Origin of the sequence: Melittangium boletus DSM 14713, from assembly GCF_002305855.1 — a bacterium.
Taxonomy (GTDB): Bacteria; Myxococcota; Myxococcia; order Myxococcales; family Myxococcaceae; genus Cystobacter; species Cystobacter boletus.
In genome coordinates, this window is record NZ_CP022163.1 from 2,064,526 (window position 1) to 2,081,292 (window position 16,767).

Below are 16,767 nucleotides of genomic sequence, written 5' to 3' on the forward strand. Positions count from 1 at the left end.
CATGGCCACCCAGGTTCAGTTCTTCATGTCCCCCGACGACGAGGTCGCCTTCTTCCGCCACCTCGAGCGCTTCGAGCTGGAGGTGTATCCCCGGCGCGTGCCCCCGGAGTGGGAGAGCTTCAAGGCGAGTGAGGACAACGTGCCCCGGCTGCCCGAGGAGGACCTGTACCTGGTGGCGGTGGGCGTGGGCCCGGCCATCGTGGACAAGGTGAAGCGGGGCCCGGACAAGGGCTTCTGGCGCATCGACGAGGTGCGCTCGCCCGTCATCTTCCTCGAGCGCAGCCGGCTGAACGAGGAAGGCGAGCTGCTCAGCGGCCAGATGTGGGCGGAGATGGACGTGACGCCCCAGACGGGCCGCAAGGAAGCCGCCGCGGACCAGTTCATGCGGCTGTACCGCGAGGTGGAGGAGTACCTGAAGAAGACCTTCCGCAAGGGAGACCCCAAGCCCTTCCTCGTGGGCCCCAAGGCCGCGCGCCTCTACAAGGAGACGCGCCTGGTGCTGCGCGACTCGGCCCACCGCGGCGGCACCGTGGTGCCGTACAAGTAGGAGCCCCGCGTCACGCTCGAGTCCGTCCAGACTCGACTGCTCTTCATGCGGGCGAGTCCCGCGTCACCGTTGTGCGTTCCGCCTCCGTGGGCATCTAGCGATACGCCAAGTCCCATGTGTTCTCCCTCAGAGAGCCCACAAGGGAGGAGGCCATTTCTGCCAGGAATTGGCTGGAAATCGACGTCGAGCGGAGTGGCGCCGAGCTGAGGGCCCGGGGTCTGGGCTGCCGTCAGGAGCAACCCGGGGTGCACCTGCTGGGGCCTGACCTCGATGCGGACGCCCTCCGGGCTCTCTCCAGGCGTCTAAAGGCGGCGGCCGAGAGCGGCAGGCCCCTCGACTCCGAGCTCGCACGACGGGTGCAAGCCCTCCACCGAGCGCTCTTCCAGGGGGAGCTCCAGGGGGTGCTCGCACGGCTGCGCGAGGCCTCCAGTGGCGGGCCCGTCCTGCTCCGGCTCATGCTCCAGGATGCGGACCTCCAGGGCTTTCCCTGGGAAGCCCTCTGCGAGCCCGGAAAGGACTTCGAGTTCCTGGGGAACTCGGCGAGCCTCCTGCCAGTGCGTGGAGTGCGCTCGCCCGAGCCCTGGCAGCCGCGCGAGGTGCGAGGCGCGGTGCGGCTCCTCGCTGTCGCGCCGCTGCATACACACTCCCTCCCTCGGTTGCAGGGCACGCTCCATGAGAGCCTTTCCTCGGGTGAAATCGAGTGGCTCGAACCCCTCACGGGACCGAGGGCCCGGAAGGCCGCCTTCTTCGAACGCCTGCGGCGTCAGCCCGAGCCTCACATCCTCCACTTCATCGGTCATGGAGGTCTGCACGAGGGAAAGCCCGTCCTCCGGCTGGCGGACGAGGAGGACGAGGAGAGTTGGGTTCCGGTGGAGTTGCTGGCACAGCAGCTCCACGGGGCGTGGGGCAAGGGTCCCCTCCGGCTCATCGTCCTGGAGGCCTGTGAGGGCGCGACCCCTGGCCCCCTGGCGAGCGCGGCGGAGCTGCTGACTCGCACCGCGGCGGATGCCGTCGTCGCCTACCTTTGGCCCGTGAGGATGGACGTGGCCCTTCGATGCTCGCGTGCTTTCTACCGAGCGCTCACCCGTGCGGCCCAGCAAGAGGGAGACGTGGCGCTCAGCCTCAACGAGGCCCGACGCGGCGTGCTGGCGGAGCTGGAGGGCAGTGCCGAGGCATTCTCTCCCGTGCTGTACCTGCGCGGCCGCGACCCCGTGCTGTTCGACTTCAAGGCACGCAGGGTCTCGCCCCCACCGACCCCAGCCCTCCGCGCGGAGACATCCCACCCACCTCAGTCCCTGGTTCGGCTCCTGGAACAGCCCTTCACGCTGCTGCTGGGAGATCGCTGGGAGGAGGAGGAACCCTCCTTCCGGGGCCTGCGCGAACGGCTCCAGGGCGAACTCATTCAGAAGACAGGCCATGTGTCACATGAGCTGCCACTGAGCACCCTGGCGGAGCACTACGCGTTGCGCATTGGGCAGGAGGAGCTGGACTATGAGTTCCAGGAAGTATTCGGCCAGACGGAGTTCATGCCACCGCTGTTGAGTCTGTTGGCACGGCGGCTCGGGGCCGGGGTCCACATCACACTCCTGCGATTGCCCGTGCTGGAGCAGTCCCTCGCCGAGCATCATCCGGAGCTCACCCTCTACGTCATCCAGCCTTCATCGAGCGCCGACGGACACGCCGTGATGATGCGACGCGAGGCCGGCACGAGCCGCTGGGAGCGGCTGCACAAGGTCCCTGCTTCGCTGGATACCGAGCGGGATGGAGTCGTGCTTCGGCTCTGCTCCGGCTACCTGCCGGCCCACCTCTTCAGCCGGCCGTTGCTCACCGAGGATGACTACCTGCTGGGCATTCGCGGCCTGTCGAGCCTGCTGCCCTTCGAGCTCGTCGATCCCATTCAAGGCGCCTTGAGCCTGCGTCCGCTCCTGCTCGTCGGGCTGTCCATGCTGGACTGGTGCCACCGGATGCTGCTCTACCAGCTCTTCGGCAGGCGCACGCTGCAGCGGGGCAGCATGGCCGTGCTCGACCCCGGGATTCATGAGCGGGAATTGTGGGAGGAAGGCCGAGGATTACCCGGAAGGACGGGGGTGAGAGCGCTCGAATCCACGGATGCGGAGCTGATGCGATGGCTCGAGGCACTCTCCGCCGGGAGGATCGGATGAGCGGCTTCGCCAATCCCTTTCTGGGTCCCCAGCCCTATCGCACGAGCGAACGAGATCGCTTCTTCGGCCGGGAGGAGTCCACGCGCAAGCTGGTGCGAAGCATCCTCGCCTGGCCTTGTTTCCTTCTCTTCGGGCCCTCGGGAGCGGGCAAATCCTCACTGATGCGGGCCGGAGTGATTCCCCTGCTGGAGGAGAAGCATGAGTTCCGTGCGATCCGCGTCGACACCTGGCTGGCCAGCCAAGAGCCGCTCGAGTGGCTCGTCCAGGCGATGTTCGCGGACCTGCGGCTCGGCGAGGTACCCACGGAGATGGGCCCGAACGAGGCGCTCGATGAAGCGGTGCGGCTGGCGGAGCGGCGCTCGAACCGGCCGATGTTGCTCTACCTGGACCAGCTCGAGCAACTGCTGCTCCCCGGGCGCGATCCAGAGCAGACGGACGCGCTGTTCAAGGGACTGGTGCGGTTGGTGCGCAATCCCTTCCGGGGACTGCAGCTCGTGCTGCTGCTGCGCGAGGACTACCTGGGGCGATTCCGGGAGCGGCTGCGTGGCTCGACGGAGCTGATGGAGCAAGGCTTCCGGCTCGGCCCACTCACGGTCCGGGAAATGGTGGACGTGACGCGCAGGCTGGCGGCCTCCGGCGTACCCGCGCAGCACTGGCCCACACACGAGGTGCTGGAGCTGATGTTGCAAGTACGGGCGCCGGGACAGGACGCCACGGACGAGGCGGAGGTGCAGGCCGCCTTCGCGCAGATCGTCTGCCGCGCGCTCTGGGAGGAGCGCGCCGCCGGGAGGACGGTGGACGGGCCGGTGGAGGCAGAGCCCATCCTGCACCGCTACCTGGATGCCACGTTGGAAGGGCTGGGGCCCCTGGCGGCGGATGCCCGGCGGCTGATGGAGGAGCACCTGGTGGCCAGCGATGGCAGCCGGGCGTTGCTGACGGAGCGGCAGGCACGGGCCGCGCTCCCGCCGGGACAGGCGGAGCAGGTGCTGAGCACCTTGGAGGCAACCGCGGTGCTGCTGGCCGGAGAGCACCACGGCAGCCGGTACTTCGAGCTGGGCCATGACTGGTTGGCGAGGAAGGTTTTCGATCTCCGGCGGGAGCGGCTGCGGCACGAGGCGTCTCAGCGTGAGCGCCAGCGGGAGCGTGCCCGCTGGCGCAGGTTGCGGCTCATCTCCATGGTGGCGGTGGCGGTGGCGGTGACGATGGGGGGACTGTTCCTGTGGGCGCTGAGGCAGGCGGAGCAGGCCCGCAACCAGTCCTTGATGTCGGGGTCGCGAGAGCTGTTGGAGCGCGGCCAATCCGCGATGGCGATGAAGCTGTTGCTCGAAATCCGTCGACCAGAGCGGATTCGTGGGTGGGCGACGCTCGCGCACGGAGCCCTGGCCCAGAGCGCTCCAGAGGTGACGTTTCGCGCCTCGGGAGCGGTCTACGCGGCCCGTCTCAGCCCAGATGGCCAGCACATCGTCACCGCCAACGCGGATGGGACCGCACAGGTGTGGCGGACGGATGGGACGGGCCAGGCCGTGGAGTTGAAAGGACAAAGGGGGCCTCTCACCTCCGTGGCCTTCGATCCGGATAGCCAGTTCGTCGTCACCGCCTCGTGGGACGGGACGGCGCGCGTGTGGCGAGCGGATGGGACGGGTGAGCCCGTGGTGCTCGAGGGGCACACGGGAGCGGTCATGTCCACCGCCTTCGGCCCGGATGGACAGTCCGTCGTCACCGCGTCCTTGGACGGGACGGCGCGCGTGTGGCGGGCCGATGGCACGGGCCAGCCCGTGGTGCTCAAGGGGCACGCGGCGCAGGTGCAATCCGCCGCCTTCAGCCCGGATGGACAGTCCGTCGTCACCGCCAGCGAGGACGGGACGGCGCGCGTGTGGCGGGCCGATGGCACGGGCGAGCCCGTGGTGCTCAAGGGGCACACGGGCTCGGTCGTGTCCGCCGCCTTCAGTCCGGAGGGCCAACGCGTCGTCACCACGAGCACCGACAAGACGGCGCGCGTGTGGCGGGCGGATGGGAAGGGCCAGCCCGTGGTGCTCGAGGGGCACACGGGAGCGGTCGTGTCCGCCTCTTTCAGTCCGGAGGGCCAACGCGTCGTCACCTCCTCCTGGGATGGAACGGCGCGAGTGTGGCGGGCCGACGGAACGGGCCTGCCTCGAGTCATGAAGGGGCACACGGCCCAGGTGCAGTCCGCCGCATTCAGTCCAGACGGCCAGCGCATCGTCACCGCCTCCTGGGATGGAACGGCGCGCGTGTGGTGGGCCGAGGGAACGGGCCAACCCGTGGAGTTGAAGGGACACAAGGGGGTGCTCTTGTCCGCCGCCTTCAGCCCGGATGGACAGCGTGTCGTCACCGCCTCCTGGGACGGAACAACGCGCCTGTGGCGGGCCGGGGGCCCGACGGAGCCCGTGGTGCTAAGGCGGCACGTGGGACCGGTCACCTCCGCCGCCTTCAGTCCAGACGGTCAGCGCATCGTCACCGCCTCCTGGGACGGAACGGCGCGCGTGTGGCGGGCCGATGGCACGGGTGAGTCCGTGGTCCTGCGGGGACACACGGCGCAGGTGCAATCCGCCGCCTTCAGTCCAGACGGCCAGCGTGTCGTCACCGCCTCCTGGGACGGAACGGCGCGCGTGTGGCGGGCCGATGGCACGGGCGAGCTCGTGGTGCTGAAGGGACACGCGGGACAGGTCACCTCCGCCGTCTTCAGTCCGGACGGCCAGCGCATCGTCACCGCCAGCACCGACGAAACGGCGCGCGTGTGGCGGGCCGATGGCTCGGGTGAGCCCGTGGTGTTGAGGGGACACACGGCGCAGGTGCAGTCCGCCGCCTTCAGTCCAGACGGTCAGCGTGTCGTCACCGCCTCCTGGGACGGAACGGCGCGCGTGTGGCGGGCGGATGGGACGGGCGACCCCCTCGTGATACGAGGGCATGCTGGCTTGGTGACATCCGCCGCTTTCAGCCCGGATGGCCAGCAGCTCATCACCTCCGGAGAGGATGGGACGGCGCGCGTGTGGCGGGCGGACGGAACGGGCGAGCCCCTCGTGCTGCGGGGGCACGAGGGCCCCGTCCGCTCCGCCGCCTTCAGCCCGGATGGCCAGCGCATCGTCACCGCGGCAGACGATGGGACCGCCCGGGTGTGGCGAGCCGATGGGAGCGGCGAACCCCTCCTCATGAGGGGACACACCGGGCCCGTCCAATCCGCCGCCTTCAGCCCGGATGGCCAGCACCTCGTCACCGCCGACAGTGACAGGACAGCGAGGAACTGGACCCTCCTCTCCATCCCCGAGCTCCAGCGACATCTGCGTCATGACAACAAGGACTGCCTGACGCCGGACCTGCGCGAGACCTATCTCCGTGAGCGCGAAGCGCGGGCCCGCGCGCGTTACGCTGGCTGCGAGCGTGCTCAGGGTCGTGGCCCCTCCTGAACGCGCGAAGGACCCGCTTACCGCGTGGCGCGCTGGAGCCGCAGCCGAACCGCCGGATCTCCCAGCAGGAGATAGCCCCGCAAGTCATTGCGGAGCATCCAGAGGTATCCGAGCCGTTTGGGATCGGTGGGATCCGGTCGACCCTCCTCGAGAGCCTCCTGCCGCTCATGGTAGGCGGACATCAGGCCGTCATTCACGTCCCGGAACGAGCGCATCAGCGCATCGAGCGCGACCCCCACGCGGCTGCCCTTCGCCAGGACCTCGAGCGCCGAGAGGATACGTGACGCACGGCTCTCGGTGAGGTTGTCCGGGTTGGAGAATCCGAAGTTCCAGGCCAGATCGCTATGTCCCAGGAAGGCCAGGGGACCGTGCGGATTGGCCAGCAGCGCCTGGGGAAGCGCGGCGAGGAAGGGGGGCTCGCCTGGCCGAGGCAGGTTGTCGAGCACGGCCTCGGGGCGGCCAGGGAAGAGCCGCTGCCGCGCCAGCATCGACAGCCAGGCATGAAAGGCGCTCTTGCGCGGAGTGGCCGCCCCGAAACACGCCACGCAGAACCACATGCCGCCTGGGAGGAACGGTCGATGCCGGACCTTGTCGGCGGTGAGTTCCTGCTCGGGCGTCAGACAGAGTGCCCCCTGCCGCGCCCGCTGCTGCTCGGCGGAGGCCCATCCTCCATTCGGCGCCCCCAGTCCATGCGACACGGAGAGCAACACGCCCGAGCGCACCGCGCCGGCCACGCGCGGCAGCGCCTCCGGCTCCTCACCGGGGAGGACCTGGAGCCTGCTCGCCAGGTGTCTGGGGATCCATCTCGCCTCCACCATCTTCCGGCAGGGCTCCATCAGGAGTTGATGGCCCCGGACAGTCGCCCGCGAGCCATCGGCGGCCGTGTAGAGCAAGACGTCGGGGGGCTCGGCTCCTTCGGAGGCGTTTTCGTGAGCCAGCACCTTCTCCACATAGGCGGCATGGCTGGCGAGGTCCGAAGTCCCCGCTCCCGTCGCGAAGTGCAACCGACCCACGAAGGCGCCCTGGGCCAGCACGTGCTGGAACTCGAAGGAGACCCGCTCCGGACTCCCGAGCAGCAGCAGGTATCTGGGCCGCTCCTCGGGGGGAACGCTCTCGTCCCGATACACCCGCTCCCTCCACGAGACCGCCTGAGCCGCGTCCAGGTCCGGGTGCACCCGGTAGACCTTCACCTCCGCGTCCTGCTGCCGAGCCCGGTGCTCCACCAGCGGAGCAATGGCTCGCAGCAGTGAGTCACCCTCTCCGCCCTCGGGCGCGATCACTCCCCAGCGCTGCTCGGGCAGCGCGTTCGGGTCCGCATCGATTCTCTCCAGCAGAGGCACCTCCGCCCGGCGCGGCAACCGCTCGGGCCGAGGGGCGCTCTGGACGGACTCCGGATCGAGCCCCGAGGGAAGGAAGGGCTGATGATCATCGGCCCTGGCGAGCAGGAGTTCGAGTGTTTCCTGGAGTGGTTCCGACGGCGGTGTGCGTTGCGGCGTGCTCATGACTCTCCACCTTTTCCTGACGGCGAGAGGCCCGGCGGGAAAGGGCAACGAGACAGCGGCTGGAGGGCTGAGCGGTTGGCGGCGCTCCTGGTGTGTCCCTTCCCGTTTGAGGCTCGTCACTTCAACGTAGAACTGAACTCCACCTATGTCTGAAAGGACGATCGGAAGGGGCACACCGTGATTGATCAAGACCAGGAGCAAATCATTTCGGAGCTTTCACGAGATCTGGTCCGCCAGCTGGCTCCCGGGGAGTTGCCGCGGTTCGAGGCGACCAGCTCGGCCTATTTCGAGGATCCCGACAAGGTGCGGCGAGAGGTCTCGCCCCAGGACGAGATCCTCGGCTTTGGCATGGGCGAGATACTGACCCAGATGACCCCCGCCATCCTGGCGGTCGTCACCCAGGTCGTCGCGTTTCTCGCGGGTGAGGTCAAGCAGCAGCTCAAGACCGAGAGCACGGGTTTCGTGGGGGAGTTCGTGAAGGGAATGTTCAAGCGGTTCAAGGAAGGCATGGACAAGACCCAAGCCCGGCGCCAGGGCATCTCGATGACTCCCGAGCTGCTCACCCGCGTGCGCGAGACGACCTTTCAAAACGCCACCCAGCTCAATCTGCCGCGGGACCAGGCGACGGTGTTGGCCAACGCGGTGGTGGGAAGCCTGTCCCTCTCTCCAGCCGGGTGAGGTCATCATTCCCAGCCCGGCAGCGAATAGAGGAGGTTCATGGCGAACGCCACCTGCCCGGACTCGCGACCCACGAGGGTCCAGTTCATGCCGCCGGACACAGCCACCCCGGTCCGCCCGATCGGAAGGCTGGCACCCCACTGAACCTGCAGATAATTCCCGGGCCGGCTCGCGAGACTGAGGACACGCACATCCGACGCCTGGCCAAGATGGCCCCTCAATCCGATGCTCGAGTGCAGTCTCGGCATGTCTCGGGAGAGCCGGGCCCTCACGGCCAGTGCGGCGGCCAGGGTAGCGCCCAGGGCGCCGTTCCCGGCATGGAGCAGGTAGTCCGGGCCAAACGAGGCCATGGCATCGACCCGCCACGGGGAGCGGACATCCCCGAGCAGGCCGTACGTCCCGGAGCCCAGGAGCGCCGCTCGCAAAGGCACGGGGCTGGACAGGGTCGCCGGAACGTCAAGCTGCACATTGAGCCCTCCATGCGAGGAGTCGACCGAGTCCTGGAAGTCGTCGAGCGCCTTCTGGAACCGGGGAGCCGCGGCCGTCGCGGCCCGGATGCGCGCGGGAAGCTCCGGAGCGCAGGCGGCGAGCCCATCGAGCGTGGTGCGAGAACCGAAAAGAGCGTCGAGACACCGCATGCGCTGCTCGGGAGGGAGCGTGTCGAGAGCACGCCCCAAGTCCTCGCGCAACCAGCCCCCCAGGGTGAGAGCTTGACGCTGGGCCTGGAGCACCGTGGCCGACAGGGTCTCGAACTCACGTTGGGCCACGGCGGCGCCGACGAAGTCGAGGTTGGCCCTCAATCCCAAGAATCTGGGCGAGGGCGTCTCCAGGAGGGGGGCGGGCAGGACGACGCTGACATCGAAGAGACGCGAGAGACGCGCGAAGGAGCCCCGGCCCTCGCTCGAGATGGCGAGCGGGTTGACCGAGAAGGACAGGAGACTGACGCGGCCGTAATCGCTGGCGACGAGGCCCAGCGAGGCCCCCATGAGCCCTACCGTCTGAACCTGGACCGTGGATCTGGCCGGGCGTGCCGGCGATTCCAGCACCCAGGGCGGGCTGGACGGCCTCGCGAGAGATGACCTCGACGGCCTCATCCTCCCGGAGGAACAGCCCGAGGCGCGATTCATCCACCGGAAAGGTGCTGGCCAGGAGCGAACAGGCCTCCTGTTCAGTCGAAGGACAGTTCGCGAGTCCAGGACAGTGGGGGTACAGGGACTGGTAGCGCTCCAAACAAGGCACTGGAGTCTGGGCCACGACGAGTGCCAAGAAGGCGACGAGCATGAATGAACCCCTCCCTGATGCTCGCCCTGAAGACAGGAAAAGACCAGATGCCCAGGAGGACAGTTCATCTGTCCATTGGGCGTGCCCGGTGGACAGACACGATATTGTCTTTCTTCTCCACTGTCAGAGAGGCTGTGAGAGTGGGAGCTCGAGCGTGGCCGTGGCGCCCTTGCCGGGGCCTTCGCTCTCCAGCAGCAGGCGGCCCCCCATCACCTGCGCCGCCAGCGCGCTCGAGTGCAGGCCAAAACCATGCCCCTCCTCGCGGGTGGTGAAGCCGAGCGCGAAGAGCTGCTTGTGGAGTTCCCGCGCGAAGCCCTTGCCGCTGTCCACCACCTGAATCCGGGCCACGCTCCCCTCGACCGTGAGCCGCACGCACAGGTGACGTCGCCCCTCGGGGAGCTCGGCCATCGCGTCCTTGGCGTTGCTCAGGAGGTTGATGAGGATCTGCAGCACCTTGTGCTTGTCCACCTGCATCCTGGGGGCGGCGGAGAACTCGCGCGTCACGGAAACACCGTGGCGCTGCAACATGCCCATCTGGAAGCGCAGGCTGTCCTCGATGAGCTGGGAGAGCTCCCACTCACTGAGGATGAGTGACGTCTTGGCGTAGTCCTGCTGCACCCGGATGATGGCGTGGATGTGCTCGAGATGCAGACCCATCTCGTTCAGGTTCGTCTGGAGTTGGATCCGCTCCTGACGAAGCTCCTCGGTGAGTGCCCGCAGGTAGTCCGGCAGGACGCGGCCCCTCGGGTCGCGCGTCAGGAAGCCCACCAGGTCCTCCTGGTGCTCCTTGAGCAGGGCGGAGAGCTGAGCCGCCCGGTCGAAGCGCGAGGCCGCGACGCCGGAGCGCATCTGATCCAGGTTGATGACGGCGCTGGTGAGGACGTTGCCCACGTTGTGCAGCACGTCCGAGGCGACCTCGGCCATGCCCGCCGCGCGGGCCGTGTCCACCAGCTGGGCCTGGGCCTGCTTGAGTTCGCGCGTGCGCTCCTCCACCCGCCGCTCCAGCTCGTCATTGGCGCCGCGCAGGGCGGCCTCGGTGCGATGAAGCTCGGCGTACAGCCGGGCGTTCTCGATGGAGATGGCGGCCTGCGAGGCGAGCTGCCCCAGCAACAGGATGCGCTCCGGCGTGAACGCCCCGGAGGCGAACCGGTTCTCCAGGTACATCACCCCCGACAGCGACTCCTGGCGCAGCAGCGGCAGGCAGAGCACGGACCTCGCGCCACTGTGCTCGAGGTAGGGCTCGCCCGAGAACGGGTGAGGCGCCGCCGCGTCGCCAATGAGCACATGCTCGTGCGTGCGCCGGACGTAGGAGAGGATCGTCCAGGGCAGAGCGGCCCGCGTGCCGCCCGAGTCCTCCGTGTCGACCACGACCTCGAGCTTGTCACCGCGCGGCAGCAGCAGGGCTCCCCGCTGGGCCCCCGCGTTCTCGGTGGCGACCCGAATGAGCGTGGACACCAGCCGCTCGAGGACGATCTCGCTGGAGATGGCCTGCTGGGCCTTGACCACGGCGAGCGCGTCGATCTCCCGGGACTCCGAGGAGGAGGTCGTGGTGGTGCCACTCGTGGGTGCCGCCGGGCTCACCAGGGACGGCCACAGGACGTCCAGCTGCTTGACCTTGCCGTGGGCTCCCCACTGCTCGTACGCCTCGCGGGCCTGGCGCGCGTAGGCCTCCGCGATGAAGGGGGCATGCCGCTTGCGGTAGAAGTTCGCCGCCAGCTCGCACACCAGGGCCACGTGGTGGATGAAGCCGTGGTCGCGGGCCGCGCGAAGGGCCTCCTCGTACGCGAGGAGCGCCTGCTCCAGGCGGCCCCGGACCCGGGCCAGCTCCGCGAAGACGAGCCGCTCGAGCGCGCGGAAGGTCTCGGGACAGTGGCATGCCCACTCCTCGAGCTGTCGCCCGTGCGCCTCGGCGGCCTCGAGGTAGCGCCGCCGCTCCTCCTCCGTCGCGCCCTCGCAGCACGCGACCAGGGTGAGGGCGCGGAAGAGGTGGAAGTCCAGGAGCGGGATGATGCCGATGAAGGACCAGATGAACGCCGCCGCCTTGTCCCCCGCCTCACGGGCCTCCGCGTAGGAGCCGCACATGAAGCGCGCCTGCATCTTGGAGAGCCAGTACTGGCACACCATGCTGCTCATGTGGGCCGGCGACAACGAGGCCTCGAGGGCCTTCTCGTCGAACCCCTCCCCATCCAGCGTGCCGAACGTGGGCGAGTGGCCCCGCAGCTGCTGCATGTAGCGCAGGACGATGAGGGTGGTATCCACCACCCCCACGAAGCCCGTCTTGCGCATGAAGTCCATCCGGGCGATCGCGTCCTGGTAGACGTCATCCAGGGGGTGCCCCATGGCCTGCCGGTTCCAGACGACATGGCCGACGATGTAACAGGCGAACAGGTAGTCGTTGCTCTGGACCGCGTGCTGGAAGGCATTCAGCGCGTGCGCGTGCGCCTCGGCCAGGGGCCGGCACCAGTAGCTGATCATCTCCAGGTTGAAGAGCGCCCGGACCCGCTCGTGGGTCAGGTCGTACCGATCGACGAGCGCGCGGGCGAGCACGCCATAGGCGTAGCCCTCCTGATAGCTCTTGAAGAACATCCCGAGCAGGATGCCGAGCGAGCTGTACCCGATCGCCGACTCGTTGGTGTTGCCGTAGCGCAGGCTCAGGGAGACCATCCGGCAGACATGGAGGACGAGCAGGTTGTTGTCGGTGAAGTAGGCGGATGGGAAAAGGCGGCCCAGGACGCTCATCACCGGCTTCATGTCCGCGTCCGTCATCAGCGGCAGCTCGACGAGGCTCTCGATGGAACGGCCACCCAGCAGGGCCTGGACCTCCTCCCGGGCGGCCACGGCCTCCTCCCAGGAGGGATGCGGAGACATCGGCATGCCCAGCAGGGTCAGTCCCTCCAGGAGGCAGGTGACGGAGGCCTCGATCTCGCCGGAGATGAGGTGCACCTCATGCCTCAAGGTGTAGGCGGCGGCGATGTCCGCCCGGTTCCGTGCCCGCGAGCACAGCTCCTCCAGCAGGCGGCGGGCCTCGGCGAGATTGCCGCTCATGAGCTCGCTGCTCGCCCGATCCAGCCGCACCTTGAAGGCCAGCGCGGGGTCCAGCACCCAGGGGTCGCCCGGGATGAGCGAGAAGGCCATCGCGAGATAGGCGGCGGCCGAGCCGTGCGCGCTGGAGGCCCGGGCCTTCCAGCCCGCCTCGGCGTTCAGGCGCGCGAGGCGGTGGCGCTCCTCGTGGCCGCTGATGAGCTCCACCCCGGTGTTGAGCTGGCTCACGATCTCGAAGAGCTTCTCGCGCACCTCCTCGGCGGACAGGCGCTCCAGCAGCAGGCGCCCGATGCGCACGTGGATCGCCTGGCGCTCGCCTTCGGGGATGAGGGCATGCGCCGCCTGCTGGATGCGGTCATGCAGGAACCGGTACTGCTCCGAGGCGCTGCGCACCACCAGGCTCTCCTGGAGCGCCGGCTCGAGGCCCCGCTCCACCTCGTCCACCTCCAGGCCGGCGATGAGGGCCAGCATCCCGAGTGAGAAGCTGTTGCCCACGCACGCCGCCAGGGGGAGCAGGTGCTGGGTGCTCGCGGGAAGCTGGTGCAGGTTGCGAGCCATGAAGTCGACGACGTTGTCGGAGTACCCGCGGGCCCGGACGCCCTCGGCATCCCAGCGCCAGCCTCCTCCGGGCGTGCGGCCGAGGAGGCCATCGTGGTGCAACGCCTGCATCAATTGCAGGAGGAAGAACGGGTTGCCCCCCGTCTTCTCGTACACCTGCTCCGAGAGGGGCAGGATGACCTCCGCCCCCGCGCCCGGGAGCGCATCGCCCACGAGGTGCTGGAGCTGCGCCAGGCTCAGCGGCGCGAGCTGGAGGTCGGTCACCGCGACCTTCGCCTTGTGCACCTCCCCGAGCGTCATCATCAGCGGGTGGGAGGGGCTGACCTCGTTGTCCCGGTAGGCCCCGATCCACAGCGCCGCTGGCGCCTCCTCCGCGGTGAGCAGGGATTGGAGGAGCCGGAGGCTGGCCAGGTCCGCCCACTGCAGATCATCCAGGAACATGACGAGCGGGTGCTCGGCGGTGGCGAAGACGCCCAGAAAGCGGTGGAACACCTGGTTGAAGCGGTGCTGCGCCTCGGCGGGCGGAAGCTCCGGGACCGCCGGCTGCGGGCCCAGGAGGAGCGTGAGCTGTGGCACCAGGTCCACGAGAACCTGGCCGTTGCCCTGGAGGGCCTCGCGCAAGCGCTCGCGCCACCAGGCCACCTCCTCGTCGGTGCCCGCCAGCAGCTGGCGCACCAACCCCCGGATGGCCTGGGCCAGGGTGGCGTAGGGAACATCCCGCTGGAGCTGATCGAACTTGCCGCTCAGGAAGAACCCGCGCCGCCGCACCACGGGCTTGTGCAGCTCGTGGACCACCGACGACTTGCCGATGCCGGAGTAGCCGCGCACCAGGATGAGCTCGGGCCGGCCTCCGCGCGCGATTCGCTCGAAGCCCTGGAGCAGCGTGGCGACGTGGGTGTCTCGCCCGTAGAGCCGCTGGGGGAGCTGGAAGCGGCTGGGGATGTCCCGCTTGCCCAGCACGAAGAGCTCGAGGGCGCCCCGGCGCAGGCCCTCCCCGCACTCCGCGAGGTCGTGCCGCAGCCCCTCGGCGCTCTGGTAGCGCTCCTCGGCGACCTTGGCCAGGCACCGCATCACGATCGCGGACAGCACGGGCGGAACGCTGGCGACGAGCTCGTGCGGCGGCCTCGGCAGCTGGGCCATGTGCGCATGGAACCACTCGAGCGCGTCACGCCCCTGGAACGGCCGGACGCCCGTGAGCAGCTCGTAGAACGTCACGCCCAACGAATAGAAGTCGGTGCGGTAGTCCACCACGCGGTTCATGCGCCCGGTCTGCTCCGGGGACATGTAGGCCAGTGTGCCCTCGATCAGGTGGGTCAGCGCCGCGTCCACATGCTCGGTGCGCTGGAGGGTGGCGGCGCCAAAGTCGATGATGCGCGGCTCGCCCGAGGGCGTGACGATGATGTTGGAGGGCTTGATGTCCTTGTGGATGACCCCCCGGAGGTGAATCTCCGCCAGGGTCGAGGTCAGGGAGACGGCCAGCTCGAGGAAGCGGGCGAGCTCGAAGGGCCGGCCCACCGCCTCGGAGAGGGCCACCCCCTGCACCTCCTCCAGCACCAGGACGGGGCGGCCGTTGACCCGCTCGTAACCATGGGGCCGGGTGACGCCGCGCACGCCCAGCAGCCTCCGCAGGATGTTGTGCTCCCGGCGGTACCGCTCGTCCTCGCGCGGGCCCGCGCAGGGGCCCACGGGCGTCTTGATGATGACCGGTGCACCATCCGCCTCGCGCACCGCCTGGAACAGCAGGTTCGAGTCGGTGGCGCGGACCGGACGACGGAGCGTGTAGCCTGAAAGGTTCAACATGGATGAAGTCCACCCTCAGGACCGCGCTCACGCAACATCCCCTCTCAGAAGAGCACGCGCTGGACGCCCGCCGCCTGGAGGAGGTAGTCCCTGGACGCTTCGAGGGCGGCACGCAGGGGGGCCCAGTTCACATCGACGAGGGCGCCTCGCCACTTGCGGATCCGTCCCGCGACGATGACCGTGTCCACGTTGACGCGGTCCATCAACGTGACGACGGCCCCCGGCACATTATTGAGCGGGGCCACGTTGAGGGCATCCGCGCGCAGCAGGAGGATGTCCGCCTCCTTGCCCGGGGTCAGCGAGCCGATCTTGTGGGAGAGGCGGGCCACCCGGGCTCCCTCGACCGTGGCGAAGCGAATCACATCGCGGCACGTGAGGAGCTCGGGCAGGTTCGTCTCGCCGTTGATCGCGCGCTCGTTGATGAGCGCCCGCTGGAGCGTGAAAACGGTCCGCATCTGGGTGAAGAAGTCCGCGGTCATGGTGCACTCGACGTCCGTGCTGAGCGCGGGCTGGACGCCATGATCGAGCGCGGACTGGATCGGCGGCAGGCCGTGCCGCATGGCCATCTCGATCGGTGCCGCGATCGAGACGTTCGCCCCCGAGCGGGCGATCGCCCGCCAGGAGCCCTCCGAGATGCGGCTGGCGTGGATGAAGATGATGTCGGGCCCGAGCAGTTTCTCGCTCGCGAGCTGCTCCACCAGCGTGGCCTGGCCGAGGCTGCCGACGAGGTGCGTCACGATGGGCAGGCCATTCTGGCGCCCGATCGCCCAGTAGGTCCGGAACGAGGCGTCGGACACCTCCCCGCCCATCGCCAGGGTCAGGAGCTGATCGGTCGAGGAGAAGTACCGGCCGCGGATCCGCTGGAGATCCCTCGGGAAGATGTTGCCGGGGCCCGCGCCCGGTGAATACACGAAGACCGCGCGGCGGCCCGCGTCCTGAAGCCCCTGGATGACCGCATCGGTGTGCGCCGGAGTATGTCCCACCTGCGACGTGTCGACGACCGTGGTCACCCCCGCGTCCAGCTGGCTGAGCGACGAGACGAGCTCGGCGAGGTAGGCGTCCTGCGGCCTGAAGACCGGCGTGATCTTGGAGTGGATGTAGTCGAGGTAGTTCTTCTCGCCGTGCGGCAGCCCATCGTTGAACAGCAGGCCGTCGGACAGGAAGCTGCGCAGCGCGGTCTGGTACTGGTGGTGGTGGGTGTCCACGAACCCCGGCATGACGATCATGCCCGTGGCGTCGATGATCGCCGCGCCGGGAGCATTCAGCCTGGCCCCCACCGCGACGATCCGCTTGCCCTCGATGAGCACGTCACCCTGGGCGAAGTTCCCCACCTGGGGATCCATGCTGAGGACCGCGCCGCCCTTGAGCAGGTAGCGCCGGTTCGACGCACCGGTGTCCCGTGGCATGTCCTGGTCGCTGGCACTTCCCTCCTGCGCGGTCGCCGCCAGCGCCGGCGTGGGGACCGAGGAGGCCATCGCGGCCCCGAGGGCGGACGCCCCTACCGAGAGAAACTCGCGACGGGAGGAGCCCGCATTCGTTGGCTCGCCGTCATGGTTCGAGTGGTTTCCGCAGAGCTTCTGGCACATGTCGAACTCCCCCTCTGGGCTCACGAGAGCCCGTTGTCGTGCCACCTCATTCACGAGGCGGCGACCCTGATGTCCCTGGAGCGCTGGCGAGACTAGTGGGTGGTGGGGCGCGACGTCGAGTTTCGCTGGCTGGAGCGGGTTCCGCGGGCATCGGCGATCCATCGGTTTTTCCGAAGGGTTCGTGCCAGT

Annotated in this window: 8 protein-coding genes; 4 read left to right on the top strand and 4 right to left on the bottom strand. The window is 68.8% G+C overall.

Translation table 11 applies throughout. The features are described 5' to 3' along the window. The first annotated feature begins 1 nt into the window (after position 1). The 3 genes from MEBOL_RS08575 (at position 2) to MEBOL_RS08585 (ending at position 6,131) form a co-directional block, all read left to right on the top strand. Positions 2 to 547 (top strand): hypothetical protein, encoded by a 546-nt coding sequence (locus MEBOL_RS08575; protein ID WP_095976958.1) that lies wholly within the window; start codon positions 2 to 4, stop codon positions 545 to 547. A gap of 356 nt (positions 548 to 903) precedes the next feature. Next, the gene (locus tag MEBOL_RS08580; protein WP_157774819.1) at positions 904 to 2,709 is read left to right on the top strand and encodes a CHAT domain-containing protein; all 1,806 of its coding nucleotides are present in this window, start codon (positions 904 to 906) and stop codon (positions 2,707 to 2,709) included. Beyond that, positions 2,673 to 6,131: an nSTAND1 domain-containing NTPase gene (locus MEBOL_RS08585; protein WP_095976960.1), complete on the top strand. Its 3,459-nt coding sequence runs from the start codon at positions 2,673 to 2,675 to the stop codon at positions 6,129 to 6,131. Before MEBOL_RS08580 ends, MEBOL_RS08585 begins: the two co-directional genes overlap by 37 nt. A gap of 17 nt (positions 6,132 to 6,148) precedes the next feature. On the opposite strand, the gene MEBOL_RS08590 is transcribed toward MEBOL_RS08585, so the two are convergent. Next, a complete protein-coding gene (locus tag MEBOL_RS08590) occupies positions 6,149 to 7,633 on the bottom strand; it encodes a hypothetical protein (protein WP_095976961.1) in 1,485 nt (494 codons plus the stop codon). 177 nt (positions 7,634 to 7,810) lie between these two features. Between MEBOL_RS08590 and MEBOL_RS08595 the strand changes: the two genes are divergently transcribed. Next, a complete protein-coding gene (locus MEBOL_RS08595; protein ID WP_157774821.1) occupies positions 7,811 to 8,311 on the top strand; it encodes a hypothetical protein in 501 nt (166 codons plus the stop codon). A gap of 5 nt (positions 8,312 to 8,316) precedes the next feature. Here the strand turns inward: MEBOL_RS08595 and MEBOL_RS08600 are convergent, their stop codons facing one another. The 3 genes from MEBOL_RS08600 to MEBOL_RS08610 all read right to left on the bottom strand — a co-directional run bounded on the left by MEBOL_RS08600 (position 8,317) and on the right by MEBOL_RS08610 (position 16,467). Then, on the bottom strand, positions 8,317 to 9,297 hold the full coding sequence (locus tag MEBOL_RS08600; RefSeq protein WP_157774822.1) for a hypothetical protein: 981 nt from the start codon (positions 9,295 to 9,297) through the stop codon (positions 8,317 to 8,319). A gap of 418 nt (positions 9,298 to 9,715) precedes the next feature. After that, positions 9,716 to 14,992 (bottom strand): trifunctional serine/threonine-protein kinase/ATP-binding protein/sensor histidine kinase, encoded by a 5,277-nt coding sequence (locus MEBOL_RS08605; protein ID WP_095976964.1) that lies wholly within the window; start codon positions 14,990 to 14,992, stop codon positions 9,716 to 9,718. Positions 14,993 to 15,036: 44 nt separating this feature from the next. After that, a complete protein-coding gene (locus MEBOL_RS08610) occupies positions 15,037 to 16,467 on the bottom strand; it encodes an amidohydrolase family protein (protein ID WP_245919565.1) in 1,431 nt (476 codons plus the stop codon). Between the last annotated feature and the right edge of the window lie 300 nt (positions 16,468 to 16,767).

Excerpts from the sequence above, each read along its gene's own strand:
- MEBOL_RS08575 (WP_095976958.1), top strand. The coding sequence starts at position 2 with ATGGCCACCCAGGTTCAGTTCTTCATGTCCCCCGACGACGAGGTCGCC.
- MEBOL_RS08585 (WP_095976960.1), top strand. The coding sequence starts at position 2,673 with ATGGCTCGAGGCACTCTCCGCCGGGAGGATCGGATGAGCGGCTTCGCC.
- MEBOL_RS08590 (WP_095976961.1), bottom strand. The coding sequence starts at position 7,633 with ATGAGCACGCCGCAACGCACACCGCCGTCGGAACCACTCCAGGAAACA.
- MEBOL_RS08600 (WP_157774822.1), bottom strand. The coding sequence starts at position 9,297 with ATGGGGGCCTCGCTGGGCCTCGTCGCCAGCGATTACGGCCGCGTCAGT.
- MEBOL_RS08605 (WP_095976964.1), bottom strand. The coding sequence starts at position 14,992 with ATGTTGAACCTTTCAGGCTACACGCTCCGTCGTCCGGTCCGCGCCACC.
- MEBOL_RS08610 (WP_245919565.1), bottom strand. The coding sequence starts at position 16,467 with ATGGCCTCCTCGGTCCCCACGCCGGCGCTGGCGGCGACCGCGCAGGAG.